The sequence below is a fragment of the Wenzhouxiangella limi genome (assembly GCF_010499265.1).
Classification (GTDB): Bacteria; Pseudomonadota; Gammaproteobacteria; order Xanthomonadales; family Wenzhouxiangellaceae; genus Wenzhouxiangella; species Wenzhouxiangella limi.
This window is the reverse complement of the sequence record NZ_JAAGSC010000039.1, coordinates 256,134-281,552: the sequence shown is the minus strand read 5'-3', so window position 1 is coordinate 281,552 and position 25,419 is coordinate 256,134. Positions and strand designations below refer to the sequence as shown.

Genomic DNA, 25,419 nt, shown 5'->3' with positions numbered 1-25,419 from the left:
CCGAAGACGCCGGAGACTTAAACTGCCGCCTTCAGGCTCCGCTCGCGCAGCTGGCCGATGCGGTCGCGCAGCTCGGCCGCCTGCTCGAAATCGAGGTTTTCGGCGGCCTTGAACATCTCCTTTTCCAGCCGCGCGATCTCCCGGGCGGCCTGCTCGGGCGAAACCACCTCGGGCCCGTATTCGGCGCGTTTTTCCGCTGCCTTACGGGCCGGCTTTTTCTTGCCCGGGGCCTGGTGGGCGTCGGCCATGATGTCGGCGATGTTCTTGACGATGGTTTTCGGCGTGATGCCGTGGGCTTCGTTGTGGGCGACCTGCTTCGCCCGTCGCCGGTCGGTTTCGTCAATCGCCCGGCGCATGGAGTTGGTAATGTGGTCGGCGTAGAGAATCGCGCGGCCGTTGACGTTGCGCGCGGCCCGCCCGATGGTCTGGATCAGTGAGCCTTCCGAGCGCAGGAACCCTTCCTTGTCGGCATCCAGGATCGCGACCAGCGAAACTTCCGGCAAATCCAGACCCTCGCGCAGCAGGTTGATGCCGACCAGGACGTCGAATGCACCCAGGCGCAGGTCGCGGATGATCTCCACGCGCTCGACCGTGTCGATATCGGAGTGCAGGTAGCGCACGCGCACGTCGTGCTCGGCCAGGTATTCGGTCAGGTTCTCGGCCATGCGCTTGGTGAGCGTGGTGACCAGGACGCGATCACCCCGCCCGACCCGGTCGTGAATCTCGGAGAGCAGGTCGTCGACCTGGCTGGCCACGGGGCGCACGATCACTTCCGGATCCACCAGGCCGGTCGGCCGCACCACCTGTTCGGCGATCACCGGCGAGCGCTCCAGTTCCCAGGCCCGGGGCGTGGCCGAGACCAGGATCATCTGGGGCGCGCGCTGCTCGAACTCCTCGAACTGCAGCGGCCGGTTGTCCAGCGCCGAGGGCAGACGAAAGCCGAACTCGACCAGGGTTTCCTTCCGGGCCCGGTCGCCGCGGTACATGCCGCCGATCTGCGGAATGGTGACGTGCGACTCGTCGGCGATCAGGATGGCGTCGCGCGGCAGGTAGTCGAACAGCGTCGGCGGCGCCTCGCCGGGCTGGCGGCCGGTCAGGTGCCGCGAGTAGTTCTCGATGCCCTGGCAGTAGCCCAGCTCGAGCATCATCTCGATGTCGAACTGGGTGCGCTGCTTGATGCGCTGGGCTTCCAGCAGCTTGCCGGCGTTTTCCAGCTGCGGCAGGCGCTCGGCCAGCTCGGCCTTGATCGCCTCGACCGCGTCGAGCACCACCTGGCGCGGGGTCACGTAGTGGGTCTTGGGGAATATGGTCAGCTCGTCGCGCTTGTCGCGGATCTCACCGGTCAGGGGGTCGAAGTAGCTGACCCGCTCGATTTCGTCGTCGAACAACTCCACCCGCACCGCCTCGATCTCGGAATCGCCGGGGAAAATATCGATCACCTCGCCGCGCACGCGGTAGGTGCCGCGCCGGAGTTCGAAATCGTTGCGGGCGTACTGCATCTCGGCCAGCCGGCGCAGGATCTCGCGCTGGCTCATGCGCTCGCCCACCGCCAGCGGCAGCGTCATCTTGAGAAACGCGCTGGGATCACCCAGACCGTAAATCGCCGAGACCGTTGCCACGATCAGGGTGTCGCGGCGCTGCAGCAGCGCCTTGGTCGCCGACAGGCGCATCTGCTCGATGTGCTCGTTGATCGAGGCGTCCTTCTCGATGAAGGTGTCGGTCGAAGGCACGTAGGCCTCGGGCTGGTAGTAGTCGTAGTAGGACACGAAGTACTCGACGGCGTTGTCGGGAAAAAACGCCTTGAACTCGCCGTACAGCTGCGCGGCCAGGGTCTTGTTCGGGGCCATCACCAGCGCCGGGCGCTGCACGCGCTCGATCAGGTTGGCCATGGTGAAGGTCTTGCCGGAACCGGTCACCCCGAGCAAGGTCTGGTGGGCGTGACCGGCAGAAAGTCCTTCGGCCAGCTGGCGGATGGCCTCGGGCTGATCGCCCGCCGGCTCGTAGCCGGAGGCCATGCGGAATCGGCGGCTCATTGGGCAGTCAGGGGGAGAGAAAACACGCATACAAGTATACTGGTCGACAATTCCGACACGCATACACGGAGAAGATCAGTGACCATTCAACTGTCGAAGCGCGTTGCCCAGGTCAAGCCCTCGGCCACCATCGCCATGAGCATGAAAGCCGCCGAGTTGCGCGCCAAGGGCCGGGACATCATCTCGCTGAGCATGGGCGAACCGGATTTCGACACCCCTGAGCACATCCGCGCCGCCGCCATCGAGGCCATCAACGAAGGTCAGACCCGGTACACGGCCGTCGACGGCATCCCGGCGCTGAAGCAGGCCATCATCGACAAACTGGCGCGCGACAATAACTTGGCCTACGAGGCCTCGCAGATCCTCGTTTCCAACGGCGCCAAGCAGGCCATCTACAACCTGCTGCAGGCCACCATCGACCCCGGCAACGAAGTCATCGTGCCCGCGCCCTACTGGGTTTCCTACCCCGACATGGTGCGCCTGGCCGACGGTCAACCGGTCATCCTCAAGACCACGCCGGACAGCAACTACCTGATCAGCCCGACCCAGCTGGCCGCCTCGATCACCGATCAGACCCGCATGCTGATGCTCAACTCTCCCAGCAATCCGACCGGCCAGGCCTACAGCCTACAGCAGCTGGCCGAGCTGGGCGAGGTACTGCTCGAGCATCCACGCATCCTGATCTGCTCCGACGACATCTACGAACACATCTGGTGGGCCGACGAACCGTTTGCCAGCATTGCCGAGGTCGTGCCGGCGCTCAAGGATCGACTGGTCGTCATCAACGGGGTGTCCAAGGGCTACGCCATGACCGGCTGGCGGATCGGCTACGCCGCCGGGCCGGCTGCCGTGATCAAGGAAATGCGCAAGGTCCAGGGTCAGAGCACCTCCAACCCCTGCTCCATCAGCCAGGCCGCCGCGGTCGCGGCACTGGCCGGCGACCAGAGCTGCGTGGCCGAGATGTGCGTTGCCTTTCGCGAACGTCATGACTGGCTGCAGCCCGCGCTGGACGCCCTTCCCGGCGTGTCCTGCTCACCCGGCAAGGGTGCGTTCTACCTGTTTGCCGATTTCAGCGGCGCGATCAGGACGCTCGGCCTGGACGACGACCTTGGCCTGGCCGAGCATCTGCTCGAACACGCCGGGGTTGCCTCGGTGCCCGGCACCGCCTTCGGCGCACCCGGCCACCTGCGACTGTCGTTTGCCTGTGGCCTGGACACGCTGAAAGCGGCCGTCGAGCGCATCGAGAAAGCCCTGGACCCACAAGCCTGACCTGAAATTTCCTACAAGTCGCCGCGGCAGGCACCGATCTGCCGCGGCGCGCTCTGCCGATTTCCGCCCGGACGCGTAAATTCCAGAATGTCGCTGAACCTTCAGAATCTGGAGACAGCGACATGCATAAAACTAAGCGCGGCATCACCCTGCTCGAACTGATGGTGGTCCTGGCCGTGGCGGGTATTCTGGTGACCGTCGGCGTCCCGGCCATGGCCGATTTCGTGGCCGAAAACCGGGTGGCGGCCAAAACCAATCTGATGATGAGTCACATCCAGTATGCCCGGCATTCGGCCGTGACCCGGCGCGCCAACGTCGTAGCCTGCCCCAGCCAGGATCGGCTCGCCTGCAGCGGCGACAATCGCTGGGATCGCGGCTGGATCATCTTCATCGACCGCGACAATGATCGTCAGCCGGACAGTCCCGAGCACATTCTTCGGGTGGTTGAACCCGAAGACCGCCTGCTGCTGCACTCGGCCGGCCGCAACCGGGTCCGGTTCCAGCCCATGGGCGGTGCGTTTGGCACCAACCTGACGATTCGCGTCTGCGATATCCGCGGCCAGGCCGAGGCCCGCGCCATCGTGGTCTCCAACCCGGGCCGGGTTCGGGTGCGCAGGTCGGTCGATCAGGCCGAGTGCGAGGTCTGACAGGCGCACCACGCCGGCAAGGCCTTCTTCACGCCCGTTGACTCTCCATGCTAAGATTCAAACATGCGTTTAAATCGAACGTTTGAACTTGACTGAGCCAACGACCTGCGACCGCATCCTGGACGCCGCCGAAGCCCTGTTCGCCGAGCAGGGTTTCCATCCGGCCAGCCTGCGCCAGATCACCCAGGCTGCCGGGGTCAACCTGGCTGCCGTCCACTACCACTTCGGCTCCAAGCAGGCGCTGCTGCTGGCGGTGTTCCGGCGCCGGCTCGATGCGCTCAACCAGGCTCGACTGGCGCGCCTGGAAGAAGCCCTCGCGAAGGCCGATGGGGCGCGGCTTGAAGACGTGCTCGACGCGTTCGTGTATCCGGCCCTGGCGTTCTCGCGCGGCTCGGACGCCGACGGTCATCGATTCATGCAGTTGCTGATGCGCGCGTTCGCCGATCGCGACGAGGATTTGCACGCGGCCATCAGCAGTGAATACGCCTTCGTCATGCGCCGCTTCGCCGACGCCATTGCCCAGACCCTGCCCGGACGCGATCCTGAATTACTGCGCAGGCAGCTGGACTTCACCGTCGGCGCCCTGACCTACACCATGGCCGAAAGCAGCCTGGCCGATACCCGGTCGATTGCATCAGACCTGGTTCGATTCGCGGCCGCCGGACTGCGCGGCAGCGGACAACGCGCTGCCTCCCACGATTCCACCGTTCAAACCGGTGCCCGAAGCACCCTGGAGACTTCATCATGACCTTCAGCTTTCTTTCTGCCCTGATCATCGGCCTGCTGGCACTGGCCTATTTACGTGCCCCGGCGTGGAGCGCAGCAGCGCTGTCTGCGCTCGGCCTCGCTGGCACATCGGTCGTGGCCGTGGCCTGGCCGGTGACGGCCCTGCTCGCGGTCTCGACCATTGTTTTTGCAACCCTGGCGGTCCATCCCCTGCGGCGGGCGCTGATCTCCGCGCCACTGTTTTCCTGGTTCAAGACCGTGCTGCCGGCCATGTCGGCCACCGAGAAGGAAGCCCTGGACGCCGGCACGGTGTGGTGGGACGCCGAGCTGTTTTCCGGTCGACCCGACTGGAAGAAGCTGTTCGACATGCCACCGCCGCGCCTGAGCGAGGAAGAGCAGGCGTTCGTCGATGGTCCGGTCGAGGAGCTGTGCGCGATGCTCGACGACTGGCAGATCAACCGCGAACTCAAGGACCTGCCGCCGGAGGCCTGGCAGTTCATCCGCGAAAAGCGCTTTTTGAGCATGATCATCCCGAAAGAATACGGCGGCCTGGATTTCAGCGCCCAGGGCAACGCGGCGGTGGTCACCAAGATCTCCACGCGCAGCCTGACCGCCGCCGTCAGCGTCATGGTTCCCAACTCGCTGGGCCCCGGCGAACTGCTGATGCATTTCGGCACCGACGAGCAGAAAGACCACTACCTGCCGCGCCTTTCGCGCGGCGAGGAAATCCCCTGCTTTGCCCTGACCTCCCCGCAGGCCGGCTCCGACGCCGCCTCGATGCCCGATGAGGGTGTGGTTTGCAAAAAGACCATCAACGGCGAAGAAGTGCTAGGCCTGTCGGTCAGCTGGGACAAGCGTTACATCACCCTGGCGCCGGTCGCCACGGTGCTCGGCCTGGCCTTCAAGACGCGCGACCCCGACGGCTTGCTGGGCGGCAAGGAACACCTTGGCATCAGCTGCGCGCTGATCCCGACCAACACCCCGGGAGTCGAAATCGGCAGCCGCCACCTGCCCGGCGGCAGCCTGTTCATGAACGGCCCGACCCGCGGCAAGGACGTGTTCATCCCCATGGACTGGTTGATCGGCGGGCGCGAGCGCATCGGTCAGGGCTGGCGCATGCTGATGCACTGCCTGGCCGCCGGACGGGCGATCTCGCTGCCGGCCCAGGGCGTGGCCGGCGGCAAGGCCGCCAGCATGCTGACCGGCGCCTACGCGCGCATCCGCTACCAGTTCAAGCAGCCCATCGGACATTTCGAGGGCATCGAGGAGCCGCTGGCCCGGATCGGCGCGGAAGCCTACCGCATGGAGGCTGCCCACAAGCTGACGATGAGCGCTCTGGATCGTGGCGACAAGCCGGTTGTCCTGTCGGCCATTCTCAAGGCCTACCACACCGAAGCCAATCGCCGGGTCATCAACGACGCCATGGACGTCCACGGCGGCAAGGCCGTGGTCGAGGGTCCCGGCAACTACCTGTCGATGAACTACCAGGCCCTGCCGGTCTCGATCACCGTCGAGGGCGCAAACATCCTGACCCGGTCCATGATCGTGTTCGGCCAGGGTGCGATCCGCTGCCACCCCTACCTGCTCAAGGAAATGACGGCCGCGACGGACAACGATCTGGCGGGCTTCGACAAGGCGCTGTGGGCCCACGTCGGCTTTCTGATCTCGAACGCCGTGCGCGCACCGGTGCTGGCCCTGACCGGCGCCCGGATCAGCCGCAGCCCGGTAACCGGACCCACCGCGCGCTACTATCGCCAGATCAATCGCCTGAGCGCGGCGTTTACCTTCACCGCCGACCTGTGCCTGCTGATCCTGGGCGGCAAGTTCAAGTTCGCCGAAAAGCTCTCCGGTCGCTTTGCCGACGCCCTGGCCAACCTGTACCTGGCTTCGGCGACGCTGCGCCGGTTCGAAGACGACGGTCGGCCGGAAGAAGACCTCGCGGTGCTGGACTTTGCCGTTCAGGACAGCCTGAACAAGGTCGAAGAAGCGCTGTACGGCGTCTACCGCAACTTCCCGATCCCGGCGCTGGGTCCGGTGCTGCGCCTGATCAACTTCCCGCTGGGCCGCCGCAACGTGCCGGCCGACGACCGCACCGGGCGCAAGATCGCCCGCCAGCTGCTGGAAAAAAGCGCGACCCGCGATCGCCTGATCCACGGCGCCTATGTATCGACCGAAGAAGACGGCACCGGCATCGTGCTCAAGGCTTTCGACGCGGTCCTCAAGGCCGAACCGGCCGAACACGCCCTGCGCAACGCGCTCAAGGTGGTTCCCAATCCCTCGAACGTGCATGCCGTGACCGCCAAGGCAGTCAAGGCCGGGGTCATCACCGAAGACCAGGCGGCCGACCTGATCCGGGCCCAGGAACTCAGCGCGCGGGTGATCGCAGTCGACGAGTTCACTCCCGAGCAACTGGACATTACTCAGACCGAGGCGCCGAGACTGGCCGCCGCTGGTTAAACCGAATTCTTATCAATACATGGTAAATCATTAACCCTGCAAGGAAAACTGATGACTGATCACAAACTACTGGTGCGCCGGGCCGCGGTGCTCGGCGCCGGTGTGATGGGCGCCCAGATCGCCGCTCACCTGACCGCCGCCGGCATCCCGGTCGACCTGTACGACCTGCCCTCCGACGACAAGCCGCGTTCAAAGATCGCCGCCGGCGCGGTTGCCAACCTGCTCAAGCTCAAACCCGCCCCGCTGGCGAGCAAGGACCTGGCCGCCTTCATCACCCCGCGCAACTTCGACGACGACCTGGCCCAGCTTGAGCACTGCGACTTCATCATCGAAGCCATCGTCGAGCGCATGGACATCAAGAAGTCCCTGTACGAGAAGATCGGTCCGCACATTCACGCCGACGCCTTCTTCGTCACCAACACCTCGGGCCTGTCGATCACCGAACTGGCCGACGTGGTGCCCGATGCCCTCAAGGATCGCTTCTGCGGCGTGCATTTCTTCAACCCGCCGCGCTACATGCACCTGGTGGAGCTGATCCCGCATCCCGGCACGGACGGCAAGGTTCTCGACCTGCTCGAGGATTTCCTGACCCGCAACCTCGGCAAGGGCGTGGTGCGCTGCCGCGACACCGCCAACTTCATCGCCAACCGGGTTGGCGTGTTCACCATGTGGTCGACGATGCACCACGCCCAGCGCATGGGACTGGGCTTCGACACCGTGGACGCCCTGACCGGTCCGGCCATCGGCCGCCCCAAGAGCGCCACCTTCCGCCTGGCCGACGTGGTCGGGCTGGATACCATGGCCAACGTCATCCGCACCATGGACGCCAAGCTTACCGACGATCCCTGGCACGATCTGTTCAAGGCGCCCGACTGGCTGGGCAAGCTGATCGAGGCCGGCGCGCTGGGGCAGAAGGCCGGCGCCGGTGTATTCCGCAAGGAGGGTAAGGAAATCAAGGTATTCGATCCGGAAACGGGTGACTACCGGGCCACGGACTACAGCCTGCGCGACGAAGTCAAAGCGATTCTTGCCATCAAGGATCCCGGCGAGAAGCTGGCCGAGTTGGCCAAGTGTGAATACCCGGAAACCGAGTTCCTGTGGGCCATCCACCGCGACCTCTTCCACTACTGCGCTTACCACCTGGCCGAAATCGCCGAGTCTGCGCGTGAAATCGATCTGGCCATGCGCTGGGGCTACGGCTGGAACTTCGGACCGTTCGAGCAGTGGCAGGCCGCCGGCTGGAAACGGGTCGCGGACCTGATCCAGGCCGACATCGACGCCGACAAGACCGGGGTCAAGGCGCATCTGCCGAAGTGGGTCAGCGAGGTCGACGGCGCCCACGGCCCCGGCGGATCCTGGTCTGCGGCCGAAGGCGAAGTGAGCCCGCGTCCGGACCTGCCGGTCTATCAGCGCCAGTACCAGCCCGTGCGCCTGATCGGCGAGGCTTCGCATACCGGCCAGACCGTGCATGAAACCGAGTCCATTCGTCTTTGGACGCTGCACGATGACGTGCTGATCGCCAGCCTCAAAAGCAAGATGGGCGTGATCGACACCGGCGTGGTCGAGGGTCTCAACGAGGCGCTTGACAAGGCGGAGGCCGGATTCGAAGGGCTGGTCATCTGGCAGCCGCAAGGCCCCTTCTCCGCCGGCGCCAACCTCAAGGCCGCCGCTGACGCCATCCAGCGCGGCGATTACGACAGCGTTCGCGCCCTGGTCAAGGGCTTCCAGGAAGCCAACCTGCGCATGCGCTACGCCGGCATTCCGTCGGTGGCGGCGGTGCGCGGCCTGGCCCTGGGCGGTGGCCTGGAGCTGGCCATGCACGCCAGCCGCCGGGTCGCGCACCTTGAAAGCTACATGGGCCTGGTCGAAGCCGGCGTCGGACTGTTGCCTGCCGGGGGCGGCCTGGCCACGCTGGCGCTGCAGGCCAATGCCGACACGGCCGCCGGTGACACCTGGCCGCTGATGGAAAAACGCTACAAACAGGTCGCCATGGGACAGGTGGCCGGATCGGCCATGGAAGCGAAGGACATGGGCTACCTGCGCCCGGAGGATCTGATCGTCCTGCACGAGCACGAACTGCTGCACGCCGCCCACGGCGTGATCCGTTCGCTGACATCAGCCGGCTATCGCCCGCCGCTACCCGATCGCACGATCCCGGCCGCCGGCGATGTCGGCATCGCCACCATGAAGATGTTGCTGGTCAACATGCTTGAAGGCCACTTCATCTCCGATCACGACTTCGAAATCGGCTCGCGCATCGCCACCGCCCTGTGCGGCGGCGAAATCGATCGCGGCACGCCGGTCGACGAGCGCTGGCTGCACCACCTCGAGCGCGAACACTTCCTGGAGTTGTGCGCCATGCCGAAAACGCAGGAGCGGGTTGGACATATGTTGAAGACGGGAAAACCGTTGAGGAACTGAGCGAGGGTTCAGGTCACAGGGTTCAGGGTTCAGGTCGATCAGAGCCTTTCCTGAACCCTGAACCCTGAACCCTGAACCCCAAAAGACCAAATGTCAAAGTTATCCAAGGACTCCTATTCATGAGTGACGCCTATATCGTTTCCGCCGTCCGTACCCCGGTTGCCCGGGCGTTCAAGGGCGGTTTTCGCAACGTTCGTCCCGACGACCTGCTCGCCCACGCCCTGAAACACGCGCTGGCCGAAGTGCCTGGCCTGGATCCGGGGCGGGTCGAGGACGTAATCGTCGGCTGCGCCATGCCCGAGGCCGAGCAGGGCATGAACGTGGCCCGAATCGGCGCCCTGCTGGCCGGCCTGCCCGACAGCGTCCCGGGCGTGACCGTCAACCGCTTCTGCTCATCGGGCCTGCAGACCATCGCCATGGCCGCAGACCGCATTCGCCTGGGGGAGGCCGACGTCATGATCGCGGCCGGCACCGAGACCATGACCATGGTCCCGATGATGGGCCACAAAGTGGCCATGAACCCGAAGGTGTTCGACGACAACGAAAACGTCGCGATTGCCTACGGCATGGGCATCACGGCAGAGAAAGTCGCGCAGAAATGGGACGTCAGCCGGGCCGATCAGGACGAGTTCGCCTATCGCTCGCATCAAAAGGCCATTGCGGCCATCGACGGCGGCGAGTTCACCGAAATCAGGCCCTACACCGTCACCAGCCGCGTACCCGATCCCAAAACAGGCCAGGTCCGCGAAATCGAGACGGTGATCGACACCGACGAAGGGCCGCGACGTGATACCAGCCCGGAAGCCCTGGGCAAGCTCAGAACCGTGTTCGACGCCAAGGGCTCGGTCACCGCTGCGACCAGCTCGCAGATGTCGGACGGGGCCGGGGCGCTGGTGCTGGTATCCGAACGCGTGGTCAAGGAACTCAACCTCAAGCCGCTGGCGGTCTTTCGCGGTTTCTCGGTCGCCGGGGTGCCCGCGGAAATCATGGGCATTGGCCCGATCGAAGCGATCCCGAAGGTGCTCAAGCAGACCGGCGTTTCGAAGGATGATCTGGACTGGATCGAACTCAACGAAGCCTTCGCCGCCCAGTCGCTGGCGGTCATGCGGACCGTGGAACTCGATCCCGACAAGGTCAATCCGCTGGGCGGCGCCATTGCGCTTGGGCATCCGCTGGGCGCCACCGGGGCCATTCTGGCCGCCAAGCTGGTCCACGGTCTGCAGCGCCGCCAACAGCGCTACGGCATGGTGACGATGTGCATTGGCACCGGCATGGGTGCGGCCGGGATCTTCGAGCGGGTCTAGAAAACCGCAGCTCAGCGATCGAAACGGGCCGGCAGCACGCCGGCCCGTTTTGCTATTGCAGCTCGCGAACTTCCGCCCCGCCGGACTCCCAGCGCGGGTCGTGCGCCGCCTCGACGCTGTTTCGTTCTCGGTCCCACATCACGCCGTGCATGTTGCCCCAGGGTCGGGCCCGCACCGATACATCGTGACCCAGCGCTTCCAGTTCCGCGATTTCTTCTTCGCCGAGAAGGTTGCGCTCCAGCGAGATCTCGTCGGGCTGGTACTGGTGATGAAAGCGCGGCAGCGCGACCCATGAGGCGGGCCCGTTGCCGTCAATGAAATCGAGAATACCCAAAAGCACCATGGTGATGATGCGCGAGCCGCCCGGGGTACCAAGCACGGCCACGCGGTCGCCCGATTTGACGATGGTCGGACTCATCGATGACAGCATGCGCTTGCCGGGCTCGATGGCGTTGGCGTCGAAACCAATCAGTCCATACTCGTTCGGCGCGCCCGGTGCAGCAGAGAAATCGTCCATCTCGTTGTTGAGCAACACACCGGTGCCGGGCGGCGCAAACGCCGCCCCGTACGGCAGATTGATCGTCAGCGTGGCCGAGACCATGTTGCCCTCGGCGTCGATCAATGAGAAATGGGTGGTGTTGTCGCTTTCAGGCAGCAGCGAGGGGTCCGCCGCCAGCGCCGCCGACGGCGTGGCCCGGTCCATGCGAATCCCGGCCCGCAAACCCGCGGCATAAAAAGGGCTGAGCAGCATTTCGAGCGGCATGTCGACAAAATCCGGATCGCCCAGGTAGAGCGCGCGGTCGCGATAGGCCCGGCGCATGGCCTCCGAGAGCAGATGAATGCGCGCGACGCGATCGAGTCCCGCCAGGTCGAACGGCTCGATCATGTTCAGGATCTGGGCGATGGCGACCCCGCCGGATGACGGCGGCGGTGCCGAGATCAGTTCGTAGCCACGGTAGTCGGTGCGGATCACTTCGCGTTCGGCCACCTGATAGCCGGCCAGATCGTCCAGCGACCAGATCCCGCCGGCGGCGTTGGATCCCGCCACCAGATTCTCGGCCACGGATCCGCGGTAAAACCCGTCAAAGCCTTCTTCGGCCACCGCCTTCAGGGTCTCGGCCAGATCGGGCTGACGAATCAGCACGCCGGTTTCCGGTACCTGGCCACCGGGCATGAAGATCTCGGCGGTTTCCGGGAAACGCAGCATGACGTGGGCGCGAAAATTGAGCAGGGCCTGATACTTGTAGTCGACCGGAAAGCCTTCCTCTGCGAGTCGAATGGCCGGCCCCAGCAGCTCGGCCAGCGGCAGCGTCCCGTAGCGTTCAGCCAGGTGGACCCAGGCTGCCGGCGCGCCGGGAATGCCGGCAGCCAGCGGCCCGTTGATGGCCGAATCGCGATCCACGCCGCCGTCCTCGTCCAGGTACATATCCCGGCTGGCCGCCGCCGGCGCCGTTTCGCGACCGTCGACCATGATCGAATAATCATCCTCGGCCCGGTGCAGCAGCCAGAAGCCCCCGCCGCCGATACCGGAAGAAGCCGGTTCGACCACCGCCAGCGCGGCTGACACCGCCACGGCGGCATCGAAGGCGTTTCCGCCCTGTTCGAGAATTTCCATGCCGGCTTCGGTCGCCAGTTCATGCGCGCTGGAGACCGCCACGCGGCCTGGTGCGGCCGCAATCGCCAGCGCCGGCAGCAGCAGCAAGAGCAGCAAAAGAACGGATCCGAAAACGGGTGTGCGGTGCTTGTACATCTGGTCCCCTTTCGGGCCGCCACGGCCCGGTGGATTCGACTAGCGCTGGTAGCGAACGCGCAGCGCCTCGGCGACGCGCGGATGCACGAACTTGCGCACATCGCCGTTCAGACGAGCGATTTCCTTGACCAGCGTTGACGAGATGAAGCTGTGCTCTTCGTCCGGGGTCAAAAACATGGTCTCCACGTTGATGGCCAGATGGCGGTTCATCGAGGCCAGCTGGAATTCGTACTCGAAGTCCGAGACCGCGCGCAGGCCGCGCAGGATCACACCCGCCCCGCGCTCGGCCACGAAATCGGCCAGCAGGCAGTCGAAACCGACGACTTCGACGTTTTTGACCCCCGCCTCCGCCAGCACGTGTTGCGACAGATCAATACGCTGCTGCAGTTCGAATGCCGGCTGCTTGTGCGGACTTTCGGCGATCGCGACCACCACCAGCGAGAACATGCGCGAGGCCCTGGCGACCAGATCGGTATGGCCATTGGTCAGAGGATCGAAAGTTCCCGGATAAACGGCGATTCGATAATCGATCGCGGAATCGGTCATGGTCTGAAAATTCGGTGAGACGAGCCCGGGATTATAGCGTCCGCTTCAGGAGTGTCAGCACCGCCTGGCCCAGGCGCTTTTGCCGAAACACGTCTAGCGCGTTGGGCCAGCAGGCGGGGAGCTGATCGGGTGAAGATTCCACATAGACCAGCGCGTTCTCGGACAGACAGTCCGGACGGTCGGAAAGGACAGCCAGCGCTACGCTCAGCAGGGCTGACTCGAACGGTGGATCGACCAGGACCAGGTCGAAAACATCGCGTTGCTCCATCAGCCAGGTCGGCGCATCGGCCTCGACAAGGTTGACTGCCTCGGCCCCCGGCCAGGTCAGGGCGCCCTCGCGCAAGGCCCTGACCGCTGCCGCATCGCGCTCGACCAGGACGACCCGCGAGGCACCGCGCGAGGCCGCCTCCAGCCCCAGCGCGCCGCTGCCGGCGAACAGATCCAGCACGCGCGCACCGACAATGCGTGGCCCGATCCAGTTAAACAGCGTCTCGCGCGCACGATCGCCGGTCGGACGCAGCCCGGGGCGGTCTGCGACGCTGATTTTGCGCCCGCGCCACTGCCCGGCGATGATGCGTATTTTTCCGGTCATGGTGCTAGCATACCGGCTTATGTTCTCGATCTTTCGTCGCAAGAAATCAGGTCAAGGCGTTGAAAAAACGCCGGTGCGGCCGGTTGAAAAATCCGGCGTCGATCCGCTGGAGGCACGGCTGGCGCGTACCCGCTCCAGCCTCGGCAGCCTGTTCGGCCTGATTGCCGGGGCCAGCCGCATAGACGAGGCCCTGATCGAGGAAATCGAGACCACGCTGTTGACCTCCGACATGGGCATTGGCGCGACCACCCGGATCATCGATCGCCTGCGCGACGGCATCGCCAGGGGCGTGGTCTCCGAGCCGGCCCAGGTTTTGCCCGCCGTGCAGGCCGAGCTGTACGACCTGATCGAACCGGCCGAGCAGTTCCTGGCCGTCGATCCGTCGAAAAAACCCTTCGTCATTCTTACCGTGGGCGTCAACGGCGTTGGCAAGACGACCACCATCGGCAAGCTGGCCCGGCGCTACATGGACGAAGGCCTGTCGGTGATGCTGGCCGCCGGGGACACCTTTCGCGCCGCCGCGGTCGAGCAGCTCAAGGCCTGGGGCGAGCGCAACGGCGTGCCGGTCGTCGCCCAGCAGTCCGGCGCCGACACCGCCGCGGTGATCTACGATGCCCTGCATTCGGCCAAGGCGCGCGAGATCGACGTACTGATCGCCGACACCGCCGGGCGCCTGCACACCCAGGGCCACCTGATGGAAGAGCTGTCCAAGGTCCGGCGCGTGATCAAGAAGATCGACCCGGAAGCCCCGCACGAGACCATGCTGGTGGTCGACGCCGGCACCGGCCAGAACGCGCTGGCCCAGGCGCGCCAGTTCAACGAGGCGGTGGAGCTGACCGGGATTACGGTGACCAAGCTCGACGGCACCGCCCGGGGCGGGGTGCTGTTTGCCATCGCCCACGAACTCGGCATCCCGATCCGCTTCATCGGCGTCGGCGAAACGGCGGCCGACCTGCGCCCGTTCGATGCCGGCACCTTCGTCCACGCCATCCTGCCGGTCCAGGAACAGGCCGCCGAAGCCGGCTAGTGACGGGCACCACCCCTGCCCCGTCCAGCGATTTTGCGCAACGCCTGCTGGCGTGGGGGGCAGACCACGGTCGTCACGACCTGCCCTGGCAGCGCGAGCGCAGCCTGTACCGGGTCTGGGTCTCGGAAATCATGCTGCAGCAGACCCAGGTCGGCACGGTGATCGGGTATTTCGAGCGCTTCATGCAGCGCTTTCCGAACCTGCCCGCGCTGGCCGCGGCCTCGCTGGACGACGTGCTCGCCCTGTGGTCTGGGCTGGGCTATTACGCCCGCGCCCGCAATCTTCATCGGACGGCCAAAATCTGCCTGGCAGAACACGGCGGCGATCTGCCCCGGACCGCGGCGGGGCTGCACGATTTACCGGGCATCGGGGAATCCACCGCCAACGCCATCATCGCCCAGGCGCTGGATGTACGCGCGCCCATCCTCGACGGCAACGTCAAGCGCGTCCTGGCCCGGCATGCCGCTATCGACGGCTGGCCCGGACAGGCCGCGGTGCTGAAACAGCTCTGGCGCGAGGCCGAAAAGCGCACCCCGCCCGACCGCGCCGCCGACTACACCCAGGCGATCATGGACCTGGGCGCGACCGTGTGCACACCGCGGCGTCCGGCGTGCATGCTGTGCCCGGTCCAGGGCGACTGCCGAGGTCGCCTCGAAGGTCGCGTCGAGCAATTGCCCGGCAAGAAGCCCAGGCGGGAACGACCTCGACGCAGTTCGACCTGGTTGATCATCCAGGACGATCAATACCGGGTCCTGCTCCAGCGCCGCCCGCCCAGCGGCATCTGGGGTGGTTTGTGGTGTCTGCCTGAGGGCGACGATTCACACGAAATCAGCGACGCTGCCGTGCCGCCGCCGATCGACCACGAATTCACCCATTTCAGCCTGCACATGCGCTTCAGCCGCGCCATGTCCGAGGCCACGGCTGATCTGGTCGCAGACGAGCAGAGCCAGTGGTTTCACCCCGATGAGGCGCTGCAGGCCGGGCTGCCGCGGCCGATCCGCCGGGTCGTGGAATGGCTCGCTGATACAATTCCGCAAACGACCAAGGATTGAGCCCATAGCATGACCGAGACCGTTCACTGCCAGTATCTGAACCGCGAGGGAGAAGCCCTGCCGCGCCCGCCCCTGCCCGGCGAACTCGGCCAGCGCATCCAGGCCAATATCTGCAAGGAGGCCTGGCAGAAATGGCTGGCCCACCAGACCATGCTGATCAACGAAAAGCGCCTGAGTCCGATCGACCCCGACCACCGCAAGTACCTGATCGAACAGGCCGAGGCGTTCCTGTTCGACGGCGATTACGACCGCGCCGACGGCTACGTGCCGCCGGAATAGTCGTCCTGGTGGATGCGGTCTGAGTCCACGTCCTCGCGCGCCGGTTCGGCTTCCTGGCGCAGGGCCTTCAGATCAGCCTGCACGGCCTCGAAATCGACCTCGCGGATCTCCTCGATCCGGCACACCGAATCGCCGACCTGGATGCGGTCGAAGCGATCGACACGTCGCGGTAGCGCGGTGAGCAGGCGAATCGACTGGACGAAACGGATCTCGGTCTGGCAGGCCGGGCTGAGTTCGAACAGATAGTGCTGGTTTCGGCTGAACTCGATCAGCACCGAGCGATCGCCCACCGGTCGCCAGCTGCGAATGGACGAGTAGCGAACGCTGCTGACCGGCTCCTCGCCGGCGTGGCGCTGGTAGATTTCGCCGCTGCGGACTTCCGGCGGCGTCGACGTGGCGCAGGCGCTCAGGCCCACAAAAACGATCAGGCAAAGCATAGTGCGCATCATGTGCTCCCGCAGGCAACAATTGGCCTCCCAGCTTACTCCACTCAATCTCAACCCGCGCTGAATGAGCCAAACCGCGCTGTCACCAGATTCCAGGTTTGAAGCGGTACCCAAAACTCCGAGGAAGTGATAAAATGCGCGCTTCGCTGGATCGGGTCAGCCTGAGACTCCCTCCGAAACCGGTCCCGCGGCACAAGCGACAGCATGGCCAGGTAGCTCAGTTGGTAGAGCAGCGGATTGAAAATCCGCGTGTCGGTGGTTCGATTCCGCCCCTGGCCACCATCCCGAAATGCAATAATCACAGGCTTTACAGCGGTTTTAGGCCAGATTTGCATCCCGGCCGACTCTGTCCTATTTCGTGTTTTGCGACTACTGTGCGACTACTTTGCAGTTTTCCGCTCTTTTTAGGGACTGGCAAAACTCATCGTTAGAGTTTTCCCCGCAGTACACGCAAGGGTTCACCGCCCCACCGGGGTTCTACCCCGTTATCGCGGACACTTCAGTACCTATCAAGTATTAACGCCATTCCAAATTTTGCAGCCGGCGCTCAAAAAATTTCAGTTCTTCGCCCGGCTCGCATTTCAGCGTTTCGCCGGTTGCCACAATCAAGGCGGCGGCCGGCTCGCCAGGGCCCGGACAAAGGAACAACTCCGGCAGGGTTCACCCCCTGACCTTTTTATTGACTCCAGTTACCTATGTGTTCGGACTCCGGCGCTTGCGTGCCAGGTGGGCCGAAAGAATAGATATCGAACCATTCGGCACGCTGTCCCGCGTTCACATACTGAAAGGGGTTCCCCCATGGGTCAGTTAGCGCCACACGATCAATATATGGGCCGTTCCAGTTGTTTCCTGTGCCTTCAACCAATTCTAGTAATTCGTCAGGTCGGCGGAACATGTCAACGAAAAACATGTTTACGGCCGTATCTAAAGCTTCAACATGATTACGAGCAATTTCAAGTCGATTAAACTCTACTTGCTTTTCGGCTATCTGGCTCAAAGTGTCGGCGGCTTCCCCTAAAGCATGCAAATCCCCAGCAGCATCTGGTTCTTCGGTTTTCACCCTAAGTTCGGCAACCTCAGCTTCTAGCGCGGCGATCCTTTCAGCTTCGGAATCTGTGCGGCCGCACCCTGAAAGGGCAAAGCATACTAGCGCCCCCACCGCACACCGGCGGCGGAGAACCTAACGGGCGGGGGGCTTTTGGCAGTTTTGGCAGTACCCGGGGCGGCCGTTTTGAAAAAATCAGGCCGCTACCGGCTCGATGCTTTCAAGCTCAGCGGCAAGCTTACGGCGCTGCTCCCATAGATCGCGATTGCGTTGCATGTTCAACCAGAGTTCGGCACTGGTATCCATCAGCCGGGCCAGCTTCAAAGCAGTAGCGGCCGTTACCGGCTGTTCTTCGGCCAGGATTCTATGCAGGCTTTGCCGTGACATATGCAGGCGGCGGGCCAGTTCGGTTACTGAAAGCCCCATGGCCGGCAAGATATCCTCCCGCAGCACGGCCCCCGGATGGGTTGGCATTCTTTGCGCGTTCATCAGTGGTAATCCTCCAGGTTCAAGTCCAGGGCGTCGCCATCGCTCCAGCCGAATGTTAGCCTCCAGTTGCCTGTTAACCGGACTGAGTAGCGTTCCGGCTTGCCATGCAACTTGTGAAAATGGAAGCCCGGCAGGTTCATATCATCAGGGGCGGCGGCCCCGTTCAGCACGTCCAGCAGTCGCAGGCAGCGGGCTTGCATGTCCGGCGCTACCTTCGGGCTTCGCCCGGTTTCGAATAACTGGCGTAAACCCTTGTGACGAAATGAGCGAATCACGCGCTAAATGTAACACAGCATGTTACGAATTGCCAGCCCGAATAGCCGGCGTGTTCCCGTTGTTCCCGGTTTCCGCCCGGCAGTGGGAACAGCCGGAAGCCCTGTGAATGCTGGCTTGTTCCCGTTGTTCCCAGTGATCCCGCGCAAAACAGTAAAGGCGGAAGTTCAGGCGCGAAGGTTCGCCCGCTTGATTTGCCATTCATCGAAGGCAGCGGATAATCGGTTATCCGCGATTGCTTCCACCATCAGCGAACGCGCCCCGGCGCTGGCCCGCTTCAGCCGGCCGCCAGTGTTGCCCACCTTCGAAGGTAATCGTACCTGTAGCCATTCCCGCACGACTCGCCATGCTTCCGGCGTTTCCGGTTCGTGCCCCAGCTTGATAGCCAGCAAGGCGGATAAGGTTTTATCCACCGCCACCGTGGTTCTTTGGCCATTGAATGAGATATGAAGGCGCTTCATTGCTTCGCCTTCCGTGCTTCGTCTAGGCTCGCCACCGTTGCCGGCGGTTCCGTCATCAGTGCCCGCAGCTTTTTTAGGGCGGCCAGTTTCTCGGCGGAATAACTATGTTTGTCATAGTGCCGGGCCTGAAGCCCCCCTAGCCCGTGGGACTGTAAGTGCGCCCTGGCTTCAAGCGGTACACCTTCAGCGGCTAGCCGGGTTTCAATGGTTCGGCGCAAATCGCTTAGCGTGAAAGGTTCGGCGGCTTCGCCCGCTTCCACCATACGGCCGGCTAGTTCGGCAACTGCCCGGCGCACCGCCCCGCCATCGGCCGGGGTTTCGCCATGCGTCAGGCTCAGCAGATACTCACCTAGGCGCGGGGTTGTCATCGCTTCGGCGGCTTCCAGCGCTTCAGGCAACAGGGGCACCGCATGGCGGCGGGGTTTCGTTCGCCGGCCCTTTCCGTCCCACAGCACTAGCTCACCTTCGCGGATATCGGCACGGGTTGCGCGGCGGATTTGCGCGAAACGCTGGCCACCCGTCAACAGATAAAAGCGCAGCGCTGGCCCGGCGTGTTCTTCGGGGCGGTTGATTCGTTGCCACAGGGCGCGAAGTTCAGCAAGGCTCAGAGCGCGCTCACGCGGGCGGGTTGAATCTTCAATGGCGGCCACACCGGCGGCGGGGTTCGTTTCGATACCGAAGCGGCGCAATTCACCCCCGGCGGCATCCATGCGGGCACTAATGGCGGCGGCATAAGCGGCCCGGATATAAGCGCGGGCCTTGCTTGCGGTTCGGCGTTTCTTCGCCTTCAGCAAGCGCTGAAGAATAAACAGCACATCTTCTAGCTTGATATCGGCGGCGGGCTTGCCAGCTAGTTCAGGAAATGCCCCGTCTATATGGTTCTTCGTGATGTTGCGAACGTCTCGAAAGTCAATTTTCCCGCGTTCTTCTAACCAGTCGGCATATTCGGCCATAAGGGCGGAAAGCGTTACCGGCTTTTCTGGTTCCGCTTGCTCGGCCTGTTCAGCGGCCAGGCGCTCGGCTTCCCTTGCCTTTTCAGCGGCCAGTTTTTCGGTTTGCAGGGTTTCGAGCAAATCGCGCCCTTCGGCTTGCAACTCAAGAAACCGGGCGGACAAGGCGCGGGCCTTCGTCCGGGCTTCGGCCAGGCTCACCGGTTCGCCTTCGTCGTTATAGTCAGGCAGCGGCACCCGGCGTTGTGGTTTGCCGTAGCGGAAGAAATAGCGCGCCCCGTCTTTTTTGCCCTGTGCTTCCAGCGCCCCAGCACCATAGCCCAGCGATTCGCTGGCGGCTTGTCGGGGCTTCAGGGCGTCAACTGTTCGGGTTGTTAGGTTGCTGCTTTTCCGTTTCGGAGTAGTCACCGTCGGGCATCCGTACAGCGCGTGCGACTACTATGCGACTACTTCGCGGCGGTTGTCAATAGACGGCCCTAGACGCTACAAGCCATTTTTTTCATTGTTTTTCAAGCGTCTTAGTCTTTCGGGCAGACTGCCCTAGATATAACGAAACAGCATTTTCACGGATTAAAAATCCGCGTGTCGGTGGTTCGATTCCGCCCCTGGCCACCAATACCTTACGCCCCAAAATATCCGACATTTCCCTGCGGTATTTCGCTGAGTACAGTTTTCATCGTAGCAACACCGCCCGGCGAACTGGGTTTTGTGGTTGTGCCTGCCAAGCTGCCCAAAAAGCTTTACATTACATAAAGGAGTTCGTGCCATCATGCACATTCGCGATCTTTGACCGACCCTATTCAAGGCGGCGTGGCGCTCTCAACGGCGCGAACCGCGTTCTTCAACGCAGTTGACTGTCCTTGCACCCGCGCCGGTTGAAGCCGCCGCTGTTAGCCCGGCGCGAATCCATCTCTTCCTGGCAGGCGACGCACAGCTTTACCCCCGGCAGGGCTCGACGCCGCGCCTCCGGGATCGAATCTCCGCATTCTTCGCACTCGAGCCGGCTTGGACCCTCGGGCAGATGGGCGCGGGCGCGCTGCACCGCCTCATCGACGGTGCTGTCGATCTGGTCCTGTACCGCGCCGTCCCTGGCCCAGCCGCCCGCCATCAGCTGTTGCGAAAGCGAGAGTGATTGACGATGGCGTCAGGCCTTTTCATGCCTGCTCCGGCACCCGAACCCAGCCTTCCATCAGCACCCGCGCGCTGCGGCTCATGCTCACCCGCTCGATGGTCCATTCGCCATTCTCCTCGCCGGCCCTGGCGCCGACGGTCAACGTGCCGGAAGGATGACCGAAGCAGACCCGGTCGCGCCGCCCTCCCCCGGCGGCCCGATTGGCTAGCGTGCCGGGGATCGCTGCGGCGGCCGCGATACCCACGGCGGCCGTACCCATCATGGCGTGGTGGAGCTTGCCCATGGACATGGCGCGCACGTTCAGATCGATCTGATCGGCATCGACCGACCTGCCGCTGGAGGCGACGTAGTCGGCCGGTGGCGCGACCCAGGCCAGCTTGGGCGTGTGCTGGCGCTGGGCGGCCTGGTCGACGTGCTCGATCAGACCCATGGCCACCGCGCCGTGGGCGCGCAGAATCTCCAGCCGGGCCAGCAATTCCGGATTGTCATTGATCGCCGGCTGCAGTTCCGTGCCCATAAAACCGATATCGGCAGCGTCGACGAAAATCGTCGGGATACCGGCGCTGATGAAGCTGGCCTGCACCTCGCCGAAACCGGGTGCCTCGAACGTATCGACCACCCGGCCGGTCGGCAGGACCGGTTCGTCGCCGGTCGGGGAGAGAAAGTCGATCCGGACCTCGGCGGCCGGAAAAGTCACGCCATCGAGCTCGAAATCGCCGGTTTCCTGCACTTGCCCGTTGCTGATCGGTACGTGGGCGATGATGGTTTTGCCGATATTGGCCTGCCAGATCCGCACCTGGCAGACGCCGTTGTCCGGGATGCGTTCCTCGCTTACCAGTCCATTGGCGATGGCGAATGAACCGACCGCGGCGGTCAGGTTGCCGCAGTTGCCCGACCAGTCGATAAACGGCTGATCGATGGAGACCTGGCCGAACAGGTAGTCGACGTCGTGATCGGGCTTGTCGGACTTCGACAGGATCACGGTCTTGGACGTGCTCGAGGTCGCTCCGCCCATGCCGTCGGTGTGTTTGCCGTAGGGGTCCGGCGAACCGATTACCCGCAGCAGCAGGGCATCGCGCGCCGGGCCGGGCCTGCGGGCGAATTCCGGCAGGTCTTCCAGGCGGAAGAACACGCCCTTGCTGGTGCCACCGCGCATGTAGGTGGCGGGAATTCGCAGCTGCGGTCGATACTTCATGGCGCTCATCAGGCCGCCGCTGACTGCTCCAGGAAATCCTGGGCAAAGCGCTGCAGCACGCCGCCGGCGGTGTAAACCGACAGCTCTTCGGCGGTGTCGAGCCGGCACTTGACCGGCACTTCCACGCTGCTGCCGTCGGTGCGGTGGATCAGCAGCGTCAGCATTGCGCCCGGGCTCGGCTCGCCCTGTACGTCGAAGGTCTCGCTGCCGTCGATCTTCAGGGTCTTGCGATCGTGGCCGTCGCTGAACTCCAGCGGCAGCACGCCCATGCCGATCAGGTTGGTGCGGTGGATGCGCTCGAAGCCTTCGGCGACAATCGCCTCGACCCCGGCCAGGCGCACGCCCTTGGCCGCCCAGTCGCGCGAGGATCCCTGGCCGTAGTCCTTGCCGGCGATGATGATCAAGGGTTGTTTGCGCTCCATGTAGATCTCGATGGCATCCCACATGCGCATGACCTGCCCTTCAGGCTCCAGCCGGGTCAGCGAGCCCTGCTTGACCTCGCCGTCGACCACGGCCATGGCGTTGATCAGCCGGGGATTGGCAAAGGTCGCGCGCTGGGCGGTCAGGTGGTCGCCGCGGTGGGTGGCGTAGGAATTGAAGTCGGCCTCGGGCAGGCCCATTTTGGCCAGGTACTCGCCCGCGGCGCTGTCGGCCATGATGGCGTTGGACGGCGAGAGGTGGTCGGTGGTGATGTTGTCGCCGAGCACGGCCAGCGGCCGCATGCCGGTAAGCGACGGTTCGGCGGCCAGCGCGCCTTCCCAGTACGGCGGGCGGCGGATATAGGTACTCGTCGGGCGCCATTCGTAAAGCGGGTCGACGCGCTTGATGCGCTTGAATTTCTCACCGAACATCGGCTCGTAGACCCGACGGAAATGCTCCGGCTTGACGCTTTCGGCGACGATGGCGTCGATTTCCTCGTCGCTGGGCCAGAGATCCTTGAGCGTGACCGGGTTGCCTTGGGCATCCTCGCCTAGCACGTCTTTTTCGATATCGAAGCGCACCGACCCGGCAATCGCGTAGGCCACGACCAGCGCCGGCGAGGCCAGGAAGGCCTGCTTGGCGTAGGGGTGAATGCGGCCGTCGAAATTGCGGTTGCCCGACAGCACGGCCACCGAATGCACGTCGCGCTCGATGATCTCCTGCTGAATCTTCGGGTCCAGCGCGCCGCTCATGCCGTTGCAGGTGGTGCAGGCAAACGCAACAATGCCGAAACCGAGCTTTTCCAGTTCCTCGAGCAGTCCGGCCTCTTCCAGGTACAGGCGCACGGCGATCGAGCCCGGCGCGAACGATGACTTCACCCACGGCTTACGGGTCAGCCCCAGCTCGTTGGCTTTCTTTGCCAGCAGGCCGGCGGCGATGACGTTGCGCGGGTTGGAGGTGTTGGTGCACGAGGTGATCGCGGCGATGATCACCGCGCCGTCGGGCATGGAGCCGTCTGCCGGAATCTCGTAGGGCCCGGAGATGCCGCTGGTGGCCAGGTCGGAGGTTGCCACCCGCTTGTGCGGACTCGACGGGCCGGCGATGTTGCGGGTGATGGTCGACAGATCGAAGCGCAGGACGCGCTCGTAGTCGGCGCCAATGATGTCGTCGGCCCACAGCCCGGCGTGTTTGGCGTAGTGCTCGACCAGCTTGACGTGGGCGTCTTCACGACCGGTCAGGGTCAGGTAGTCGATGGTCTGCTCGTCGATGTGGAACATCGCGGCCGTCGCGCCGTACTCCGGGGTCATGTTGGAGATCGTGGCGCGGTCGCCCACGGTCAGGGTGCGCGCCCCGGCCCCGAAAAACTCCAGCCAGGCGCCGACCACGCGCTCGGCGCGCAGGAACTCGGTCAGGGCCAGCACGATGTCGGTGGCGGTGATGCCCGGCTGCGGTTTGCCGGTCAGCTCGACGCCGACGATATCGGGCAAGCGCAGGTAGGAGGCCCGCCCCAGCATGACGTTTTCGGCCTCCAGGCCGCCCACGCCGATGGCGATCACGCCCAGCGCGCACACGTGCGGGGTGTGCGAGTCGGTGCCGACCAGGGTGTCGGGAAAGGCCACGCCGTCGCGCACCTCGACCACGGTGCACATGCGCTCCAGGTTGATCTGATGCATGATGCCGCTGCCCGGCGGGATGACGTCGACGTTATCGAAGGCCTCGCGCGTCCAGTTGATGAAATCGAAGCGATCGACGTTGCGCCGCTCCTCGATGGCGCGGTTTTTTTCGAACGCATCTTTCTCGAAGCCGGCGTGCTCGACGGCCAGCGAATGATCGACGATCAGCTGCACCGGCACGACCGGGTTGACGGCCGCCGGATCACCGCCTTTTTCGGCGATCGCGTCGCGCAGGCCGGCCAGGTCGACCAGCGCGGTCTGACCCAGAATGTCATGACAGACCACCCGCGCCGGAAACCACGGGAAATCAAGGTCGCGGCGCCGCTCCACGATCTGCTCCAGGCTCGCGTTGAGCTGTTCAGGGGGACAGCGGCGAACCAGGTTTTCAGCCAGCACGCGCGAGACATACGGCAGCCCGTCCCAGGCGCCCGGCTTGATCGAATTGACCGCCGCGCGGGCGTCGTAGTAGTCCAGATCGGTTCCGGGCAACTTCGATCGAAACGCGTTGTTCATGACATCCACCTGCCGATTCGGTATGTTCAAACGATCCCCATGTTAAACCGTCCCGGCACATGAAGCTCTACACCTACCCAGACGCGCCCAGCCCGCGCCGAGTTCAACTCTTTCTGGCCGAGAAAGGGCTGGATATCCCGCGCCAGACCATCGACCTGCGCGCCGGCGAGCACCTTCGGCCGGAGTTCGCCGCCATCAACCCGGCGCTGACGGTCCCGGCGCTGGTGCTCGACGACGGCACTTGCCTGGTCGAGCCGATCGCCATCTGCGACTATCTGGAGCAAGTCCACCCCGAGCCCGCGCTGTTTGGGCGCTCGCCGCTGGAACGGGCCATGGTGCTGGAACGCAACCACTGGATCGAGACCAACGGCCTGCTGGCGGTCATGGAGGGATTCCGCAACCGCTCAAAAGCCATGAGCGACCGTGCGCTCACCGGACCAAGACGGGTGTCCCAGATCCCCGAACTGGCCGAACGCGGCGTGCAGCGCTACGGCTGGTTCCTGGAAGATCTGGATCGACGCCTGGCAGACTCCGATTACGTGGCGGGCGATCGCTTCAGCCTGGCCGACATCACCGCCTGGGTCACCCTGGAGTTTGCCGCCTGGGGCATCCGGACCAATCTCCCCGAGACACTGACAAGTCTCCAGCGCTGGCACCGCCAGCTCGCCAGTCGGCCGGCATTTGCCCGGAGGGACTGACCACCCGGGCAAGCGCAGCGC

The 25,419-nt window shown here is 64.2% G+C and carries 23 protein-coding genes and 2 tRNA genes; 12 read left to right on the top strand and 13 right to left on the bottom strand.

Annotation, left to right across the window (positions count from 1 at the left end; genetic code table 11):
* Positions 1 to 17: 17 nt before the first annotated feature.
* Positions 18 to 2,033 (bottom strand): excinuclease ABC subunit UvrB, encoded by a 2,016-nt coding sequence (gene uvrB, locus G3I74_RS07030; RefSeq protein ID WP_164210856.1) that lies wholly within the window; start codon positions 2,031 to 2,033, stop codon positions 18 to 20.
* 78 nt (positions 2,034 to 2,111) lie between these two features.
* On the opposite strand from uvrB, the gene G3I74_RS07025 reads away from it, so the two are divergent.
* The 6 genes from G3I74_RS07025 (at position 2,112) to G3I74_RS07000 (ending at position 10,857) form a co-directional block, all read left to right on the top strand.
* Complete coding sequence (locus G3I74_RS07025) at positions 2,112 to 3,302, top strand: aminotransferase class I/II-fold pyridoxal phosphate-dependent enzyme (protein ID WP_164210855.1); 1,191 nt, start codon at positions 2,112 to 2,114, stop codon at positions 3,300 to 3,302.
* A 122-nt stretch (positions 3,303 to 3,424) separates the two neighbouring features.
* Positions 3,425 to 3,949, top strand: a complete 525-nt coding sequence (locus G3I74_RS07020) for a GspH/FimT family pseudopilin (RefSeq protein ID WP_164210900.1) — start codon at positions 3,425 to 3,427, stop codon at positions 3,947 to 3,949.
* An 88-nt stretch (positions 3,950 to 4,037) separates the two neighbouring features.
* Positions 4,038 to 4,697: a TetR/AcrR family transcriptional regulator gene (locus G3I74_RS07015; protein WP_164210854.1), complete on the top strand. Its 660-nt coding sequence runs from the start codon at positions 4,038 to 4,040 to the stop codon at positions 4,695 to 4,697.
* Positions 4,694 to 7,132, top strand: a complete 2,439-nt coding sequence (locus G3I74_RS07010; RefSeq protein WP_164210853.1) for an acyl-CoA dehydrogenase — start codon at positions 4,694 to 4,696, stop codon at positions 7,130 to 7,132. The genes G3I74_RS07015 and G3I74_RS07010 overlap by 4 nt, the downstream gene beginning before the upstream one ends.
* Before the next feature lie 51 nt (positions 7,133 to 7,183).
* Positions 7,184 to 9,553, top strand: a complete 2,370-nt coding sequence (locus G3I74_RS07005; protein WP_164210852.1) for a 3-hydroxyacyl-CoA dehydrogenase/enoyl-CoA hydratase family protein — start codon at positions 7,184 to 7,186, stop codon at positions 9,551 to 9,553.
* A 119-nt stretch (positions 9,554 to 9,672) separates the two neighbouring features.
* Positions 9,673 to 10,857, top strand: a complete 1,185-nt coding sequence (locus G3I74_RS07000; protein ID WP_164210851.1) for an acetyl-CoA C-acyltransferase — start codon at positions 9,673 to 9,675, stop codon at positions 10,855 to 10,857.
* A gap of 52 nt (positions 10,858 to 10,909) precedes the next feature.
* Here G3I74_RS07000 and ggt read toward each other — a convergent pair whose 3' ends face one another.
* Genes ggt through rsmD form a run of 3 tightly spaced genes read right to left on the bottom strand, consistent with a single transcriptional unit; the run spans position 10,910 to position 13,745 of the window.
* Positions 10,910 to 12,607, bottom strand: a complete 1,698-nt coding sequence (ggt, locus tag G3I74_RS06995) for a gamma-glutamyltransferase (protein ID WP_164210850.1) — start codon at positions 12,605 to 12,607, stop codon at positions 10,910 to 10,912.
* A gap of 39 nt (positions 12,608 to 12,646) precedes the next feature.
* Positions 12,647 to 13,153 (bottom strand): pantetheine-phosphate adenylyltransferase, encoded by a 507-nt coding sequence (gene coaD, locus G3I74_RS06990; RefSeq protein ID WP_164210849.1) that lies wholly within the window; start codon positions 13,151 to 13,153, stop codon positions 12,647 to 12,649.
* 31 nt (positions 13,154 to 13,184) lie between these two features.
* Positions 13,185 to 13,745: a 16S rRNA (guanine(966)-N(2))-methyltransferase RsmD gene (gene rsmD / locus G3I74_RS06985; RefSeq protein ID WP_164210848.1), complete on the bottom strand. Its 561-nt coding sequence runs from the start codon at positions 13,743 to 13,745 to the stop codon at positions 13,185 to 13,187.
* A gap of 19 nt (positions 13,746 to 13,764) precedes the next feature.
* On the opposite strand from rsmD, the gene ftsY reads away from it, so the two are divergent.
* Genes ftsY through G3I74_RS06970 form a run of 3 tightly spaced genes read left to right on the top strand, consistent with a single transcriptional unit; the run spans position 13,765 to position 16,103 of the window.
* Positions 13,765 to 14,772: a signal recognition particle-docking protein FtsY gene (gene ftsY / locus G3I74_RS06980; RefSeq protein WP_164210847.1), complete on the top strand. Its 1,008-nt coding sequence runs from the start codon at positions 13,765 to 13,767 to the stop codon at positions 14,770 to 14,772.
* On the top strand, positions 14,772 to 15,824 hold the full coding sequence (mutY, locus tag G3I74_RS06975) for an A/G-specific adenine glycosylase (RefSeq protein ID WP_164210846.1): 1,053 nt from the start codon (positions 14,772 to 14,774) through the stop codon (positions 15,822 to 15,824). The genes ftsY and mutY overlap by 1 nt, the downstream gene beginning before the upstream one ends.
* Before the next feature lie 9 nt (positions 15,825 to 15,833).
* Positions 15,834 to 16,103: an oxidative damage protection protein gene (locus tag G3I74_RS06970; RefSeq protein ID WP_164210845.1), complete on the top strand. Its 270-nt coding sequence runs from the start codon at positions 15,834 to 15,836 to the stop codon at positions 16,101 to 16,103.
* Here G3I74_RS06970 and G3I74_RS06965 read toward each other — a convergent pair.
* A complete protein-coding gene (locus G3I74_RS06965; RefSeq protein ID WP_164210844.1) occupies positions 16,085 to 16,549 on the bottom strand; it encodes a DUF6491 family protein in 465 nt (154 codons plus the stop codon). The two genes, G3I74_RS06970 and G3I74_RS06965, sit on opposite strands and share 19 nt — an antisense overlap.
* A 206-nt stretch (positions 16,550 to 16,755) precedes the next feature.
* Between G3I74_RS06965 and G3I74_RS06960 the strand changes: the two genes are divergently transcribed.
* Positions 16,756 to 16,831: transfer RNA gene (locus G3I74_RS06960), tRNA-Phe, on the top strand.
* Positions 16,832 to 17,225: 394 nt separating this feature from the next.
* Here the strand turns inward: G3I74_RS06960 and G3I74_RS15905 are convergent.
* From G3I74_RS15905 to G3I74_RS06935, 5 genes are all read right to left on the bottom strand, one after another.
* Positions 17,226 to 17,609 (bottom strand): type II secretion system protein GspG, encoded by a 384-nt coding sequence (locus G3I74_RS15905; protein WP_164210843.1) that lies wholly within the window; start codon positions 17,607 to 17,609, stop codon positions 17,226 to 17,228.
* 180 nt (positions 17,610 to 17,789) lie between these two features.
* Positions 17,790 to 18,083 carry a HigA family addiction module antitoxin gene (locus tag G3I74_RS06950; RefSeq protein ID WP_164210842.1) on the bottom strand — a complete coding sequence of 98 codons (294 nt, stop codon included), beginning with the start codon at positions 18,081 to 18,083 and terminating at the stop codon, positions 17,790 to 17,792.
* Positions 18,083 to 18,358, bottom strand: coding sequence for a type II toxin-antitoxin system RelE/ParE family toxin (locus G3I74_RS06945; RefSeq protein WP_164210841.1), 276 nt, complete (start codon positions 18,356 to 18,358; stop codon positions 18,083 to 18,085). The genes G3I74_RS06950 and G3I74_RS06945 overlap by 1 nt, the downstream gene beginning before the upstream one ends.
* 165 nt (positions 18,359 to 18,523) lie before the next feature.
* On the bottom strand, positions 18,524 to 18,817 hold the full coding sequence (locus G3I74_RS06940) for a hypothetical protein (protein ID WP_164210840.1): 294 nt from the start codon (positions 18,815 to 18,817) through the stop codon (positions 18,524 to 18,526).
* Positions 18,814 to 20,175, bottom strand: a complete 1,362-nt coding sequence (locus G3I74_RS06935) for a site-specific integrase (protein WP_164210839.1) — start codon at positions 20,173 to 20,175, stop codon at positions 18,814 to 18,816. The genes G3I74_RS06940 and G3I74_RS06935 overlap by 4 nt, the downstream gene beginning before the upstream one ends.
* Before the next feature lie 143 nt (positions 20,176 to 20,318).
* Between G3I74_RS06935 and G3I74_RS06930 the strand changes: the two genes are divergently transcribed.
* Positions 20,319 to 20,382, top strand: a tRNA-Phe gene (locus tag G3I74_RS06930).
* Between the two features lie 226 nt (positions 20,383 to 20,608).
* Here G3I74_RS06930 and G3I74_RS06925 read toward each other — a convergent pair.
* From G3I74_RS06925 to acnD, 3 genes are read right to left on the bottom strand one after another with little or no spacing between them, the layout of a single operon-like run.
* The gene (locus tag G3I74_RS06925; RefSeq protein ID WP_164210838.1) at positions 20,609 to 20,875 is read right to left on the bottom strand and encodes a DksA/TraR family C4-type zinc finger protein; all 267 of its coding nucleotides are present in this window, start codon (positions 20,873 to 20,875) and stop codon (positions 20,609 to 20,611) included.
* A 46-nt stretch (positions 20,876 to 20,921) separates the two neighbouring features.
* On the bottom strand, positions 20,922 to 22,094 hold the full coding sequence (gene prpF, locus G3I74_RS06920; RefSeq protein WP_164210899.1) for a 2-methylaconitate cis-trans isomerase PrpF: 1,173 nt from the start codon (positions 22,092 to 22,094) through the stop codon (positions 20,922 to 20,924).
* 8 nt (positions 22,095 to 22,102) lie between these two features.
* Complete coding sequence (gene acnD / locus G3I74_RS06915; protein ID WP_164210898.1) at positions 22,103 to 24,700, bottom strand: Fe/S-dependent 2-methylisocitrate dehydratase AcnD; 2,598 nt, start codon at positions 24,698 to 24,700, stop codon at positions 22,103 to 22,105.
* A gap of 59 nt (positions 24,701 to 24,759) precedes the next feature.
* Here acnD and G3I74_RS06910 point away from each other — a divergent pair, with 59 nt between their 5' ends.
* Positions 24,760 to 25,398, top strand: coding sequence for a glutathione S-transferase family protein (locus tag G3I74_RS06910; protein WP_164210837.1), 639 nt, complete (start codon positions 24,760 to 24,762; stop codon positions 25,396 to 25,398).
* Positions 25,399 to 25,419: the final 21 nt, after the last annotated feature.

Coding starts and splice junctions, on each gene's coding strand:
- G3I74_RS06970 (WP_164210845.1), top strand. CDS start 15,834: ATGACCGAGACCGTTCACTGCCAGTATCTGAACCGCGAGGGAGAAGCC.
- G3I74_RS06910 (WP_164210837.1), top strand. CDS start 24,760: ATGAAGCTCTACACCTACCCAGACGCGCCCAGCCCGCGCCGAGTTCAA.
- ftsY (WP_164210847.1), top strand. CDS start 13,765: ATGTTCTCGATCTTTCGTCGCAAGAAATCAGGTCAAGGCGTTGAAAAA.
- acnD (WP_164210898.1), bottom strand. CDS start 24,700: ATGAACAACGCGTTTCGATCGAAGTTGCCCGGAACCGATCTGGACTAC.
- G3I74_RS07000 (WP_164210851.1), top strand. CDS start 9,673: ATGAGTGACGCCTATATCGTTTCCGCCGTCCGTACCCCGGTTGCCCGG.
- prpF (WP_164210899.1), bottom strand. CDS start 22,094: ATGAAGTATCGACCGCAGCTGCGAATTCCCGCCACCTACATGCGCGGT.
- G3I74_RS06925 (WP_164210838.1), bottom strand. CDS start 20,875: ATGGCGGGCGGCTGGGCCAGGGACGGCGCGGTACAGGACCAGATCGAC.
- G3I74_RS07010 (WP_164210853.1), top strand. CDS start 4,694: ATGACCTTCAGCTTTCTTTCTGCCCTGATCATCGGCCTGCTGGCACTG.
- uvrB (WP_164210856.1), bottom strand. CDS start 2,033: ATGAGCCGCCGATTCCGCATGGCCTCCGGCTACGAGCCGGCGGGCGAT.
- coaD (WP_164210849.1), bottom strand. CDS start 13,153: ATGACCGATTCCGCGATCGATTATCGAATCGCCGTTTATCCGGGAACT.
- G3I74_RS06965 (WP_164210844.1), bottom strand. CDS start 16,549: ATGCGCACTATGCTTTGCCTGATCGTTTTTGTGGGCCTGAGCGCCTGC.
- G3I74_RS06940 (WP_164210840.1), bottom strand. CDS start 18,817: ATGAAGCGCCTTCATATCTCATTCAATGGCCAAAGAACCACGGTGGCG.
- G3I74_RS07020 (WP_164210900.1), top strand. CDS start 3,425: ATGCATAAAACTAAGCGCGGCATCACCCTGCTCGAACTGATGGTGGTC.
- G3I74_RS07005 (WP_164210852.1), top strand. CDS start 7,184: ATGACTGATCACAAACTACTGGTGCGCCGGGCCGCGGTGCTCGGCGCC.
- ggt (WP_164210850.1), bottom strand. CDS start 12,607: ATGTACAAGCACCGCACACCCGTTTTCGGATCCGTTCTTTTGCTGCTC.
- rsmD (WP_164210848.1), bottom strand. CDS start 13,745: ATGACCGGAAAAATACGCATCATCGCCGGGCAGTGGCGCGGGCGCAAA.
- G3I74_RS06950 (WP_164210842.1), bottom strand. CDS start 18,083: ATGAACGCGCAAAGAATGCCAACCCATCCGGGGGCCGTGCTGCGGGAG.